General features: G+C 42.9%; 4 protein-coding genes. All 4 read right to left on the bottom strand.

Going from position 1 to position 3,018, the window contains the following annotated elements; translation table 11 throughout:
* The coding region (locus WEIDD23_RS11125) for a nucleoside-diphosphate kinase (RefSeq protein WP_278279502.1) at positions 1-114 on the bottom strand (114 nt) is incomplete at its 3' end.
* A 70-nt stretch (positions 115-184) separates the two neighbouring features.
* Entirely contained in the window at positions 185-1,633 is a 1,449-nt protein-coding gene (gene cls / locus WEIDD23_RS11120; RefSeq protein ID WP_010369269.1) for a cardiolipin synthase, read from the bottom strand.
* Positions 1,634-1,786: 153 nt separating this feature from the next.
* Complete coding sequence (locus WEIDD23_RS11115; RefSeq protein WP_010369265.1) at positions 1,787-2,659, bottom strand: LysR family transcriptional regulator; 873 nt, start codon at positions 2,657-2,659, stop codon at positions 1,787-1,789.
* Between the two features lie 138 nt (positions 2,660-2,797).
* The coding region (pgk, locus tag WEIDD23_RS11110; RefSeq protein ID WP_082778343.1) for a phosphoglycerate kinase at positions 2,798-3,018 on the bottom strand (221 nt) is incomplete at its 5' end.

Below are 3,018 nucleotides of genomic sequence, written 5' to 3'. Positions count from 1 at the left end.
TCGCATATCTGTGATTCGGTAGCCCTTTCGCTCCAACCGAGAAAACACTTCCCCCATCAAACCACGTGCCACGCCGTCCGGCTTGATCAATACTAATGTACGCTCTTCAGACATAATTTAGTTCCCCTCATCGTGTTATGTCGTCATTGTAACGCGCTTAACATCCCATTGCAAGCGGTTTCAATTATAAGATTGGTGCCAACAAACGTGAGAACATTTGCTTGAAACGTAACCAAAGCGATTGTTCACTGAAGTATTGCCGGGTCAATTTCGTTGCGTGTTTCAGATCTTCAGCGAAGATATCATTCATCTGTCGAGCCACATCACGACTATACATAAAAGCATTCACTTCAAAATTCAACGCGAAAGATCGGATATCCATATTCGCACTACCAACTGAAACCACCTTATCATCAATCACCAGGGTCTTTGCATGTAAGAAGCCGTTATCATATGTATAAACTTCGGCCCCTGCCTTCACCATCTGGTGCGCATAATATTGCGTTGCCCGATAAACAAACGCGTGGTCTGGCATCCCCGGAATCATGATTCGTACCTTAACACCAGACCGGGCCGCAACCGACAGGACATCCATAATCGCCTGGTTTGGAATAAAGTACGGCGACTGAATGGTAATGCTTTCTTGTGCAATCGCCAGCATGTGGAGGTAGCCTTGATAAATTTGCTTGGCATCTGATTCAGGTCCCGACGAGACAATTTGCATTGCAACGCCACCTGCTACTGTGGTATCTGGAAAGTAATCCTCTGAAAATTGTAACTTTTCAGTCACCGTTGTCGCGTTCCAATCCATAAAGAAACGGCTCTGCATAGCCAAGACTGCATCCCCTTCAACACGCAAATGGGTATCACGCCAATGCCCAAATTTTGGCTTGCGTCCCAAGTATTGGTCCCCAACATTAAATCCACCGATGTAGCCAATATTACCATCAATGATAACCAGCTTACGGTGATCATGGTTGTTCACTCGCAATGAAAACATTTGCCAACGCGCCATCAAAAAGGCCTCAACTTGGCCACCCGCATCGCGTAACCGTTGGTACATCTTGTTATGCCGGCCACCAGATCCCCATGCGTCAAAGATAACTCGCACACGAACCCCTTCTTGCGCCTTTTTAGTCAGCAAATCAACTAGTTCATTACCAATTTGGTCATCATAAATTGTGTAATATTCAATGTTAATGTGATGCGTCGCGTTTTCAATATCCGCAAATAAACGCGCAAATTTTTCATGCCCATCAGTAAAAATTTCGACATCATTTTCATTTGTAAAAATGGCTTGTTCGTTATTTAAAAATAGCCGGACAAAAGTTTGCTCTTCACGGTACTCGTTATCCTCAAGCCGCTTCATTTCCTGTTTCTGCTTTTTCGCTATCCGGTCAATCCCCATGACTCGTTGCGTCCGAATATCAAAAATGCGTTTGTCTGATAACTTCCGCCCAAAGAAGAAATAAAACGCAAATCCAAACACCGGAAATAGTAGCAAAACCAGCATCCAAGCCCATACTGTGGTGATATCCCGTGTTTTATCGCGGAACACCGTTACAATCGCTCCCAGCGTATTTAACACTAGTAAGATAACGACCGCAATATTTAACCAATGCTCAATTACCATGCCCACACTCCTGTCTTGAATTTAAGTAATCCTATTGTATCAAATGTCGCCTCGTCAGTTTGCCCAATAACCGTCCACTTAGGAAATAATTACGTTACAAAAAAACGCCCTGCAATCACAAGTTTCTTGGATCGTGAAGAGCGCTTGTCTGTTTTATTTCTGAATAAATTCCCAAAAGAGTTTTGCCGCTTCTGTATGGCGAACATTCGCCTTACGAATAAATGACATTTCGCTTGCATCACTAATGTCAATATGCCGCTTAACGATTGTGCCATTAGGTGGCAAATCAATACTCTTTTCCATCATGATCGAGACGCCCATACCGCTGGCTACCATATTCATAATAATATCAATACGTTGTCCTTCATAAGCAACATGCGGTACAAAACCAGCTTTTTTAGCCAAGCTCATCACATGGTCATAAATTAACGTTTCTCGTCCCAGTAGCAAAAAGTCTTCATTCTGCAAATCAGTTAGATTAACAACCTCATTTTGAGCGAGTGGATGATCCGCAGGCAAAATGCACACAAACGAATCCTCCTCGGTGACAACGGTTTCGTAATCATCGCCAAAATCACCAAAGTCACGACCGAATACGATATCACTCTGCCCATTACCCAGCGACATAATGACGTGGTCCCCGTGAACTTCAGACAAATGAAGCTCCACTTCGGGATGGGCTTTATGAAATGCTGTTATCATTTCAAAACCACGGTAATTTGATACCGACGGAATGGCGTGAATATTTAGGACAAAATCAGCCGCATCAGCGTGCTGCAGTAGTGTCTGTCGCATTGCCTCGTACTCAGACATAATCTTATTGGCATAGATGACTGCGATATCTCCGGCTTCCGTCAACTTAATCATGCGATGACTGCGCTCAAATAACTTAACATCCAATTCTTTCTCTAAAGACAAAATCTGTTTTGAAATGTTTCCTTGTGTCGTAAACAATCGTTCTGCTGTTTCCGTGTAGCTTAATGTTTTCGCTAAATCCAGAAACACTTCAAATTTACGGATATCCATAATAGATCCTCTTAATTATTACTCTTTGGAATAATATACCACATTTTAAGCTATTCGGCGACTGCCCCCACACAAAAAAGAGGTTTAAACGTCACATGTACGTTTAAACCTCTAAATAACTATCTTAGTGACTAAAAATTAGTCCTTTTCTGAAATAGCTGCGATACCTGGCAAAGTCTTACCTTCCAAGTACTCCAATGAAGCACCACCACCAGTAGAGATGTGGCTCAATTGGTCAGCAACACCAAGTTGTTGAACAGCGGCAGTTGAATCACCACCACCAACGATAGTCGTTGCACCGTTCTCCTTAGTAACCTTAACCAATTCTTCACCGATAGCCAAAGTTCCCTTGGCAAAGT

The sequence above is a fragment of the Weissella sp. DD23 genome (assembly GCF_001579105.1).
GTDB lineage: Bacteria > Bacillota > Bacilli > Lactobacillales > Lactobacillaceae > Weissella > Weissella cibaria.
Note: the sequence above shows the minus strand (reverse complement) of the source record. Positions and strands in the feature narration are given on the sequence as shown.

Coding starts and splice junctions, on each gene's coding strand:
- cls (WP_010369269.1), bottom strand. CDS start 1,633: ATGGTAATTGAGCATTGGTTAAATATTGCGGTCGTTATCTTACTAGTG.
- WEIDD23_RS11115 (WP_010369265.1), bottom strand. CDS start 2,659: ATGGATATCCGTAAATTTGAAGTGTTTCTGGATTTAGCGAAAACATTA.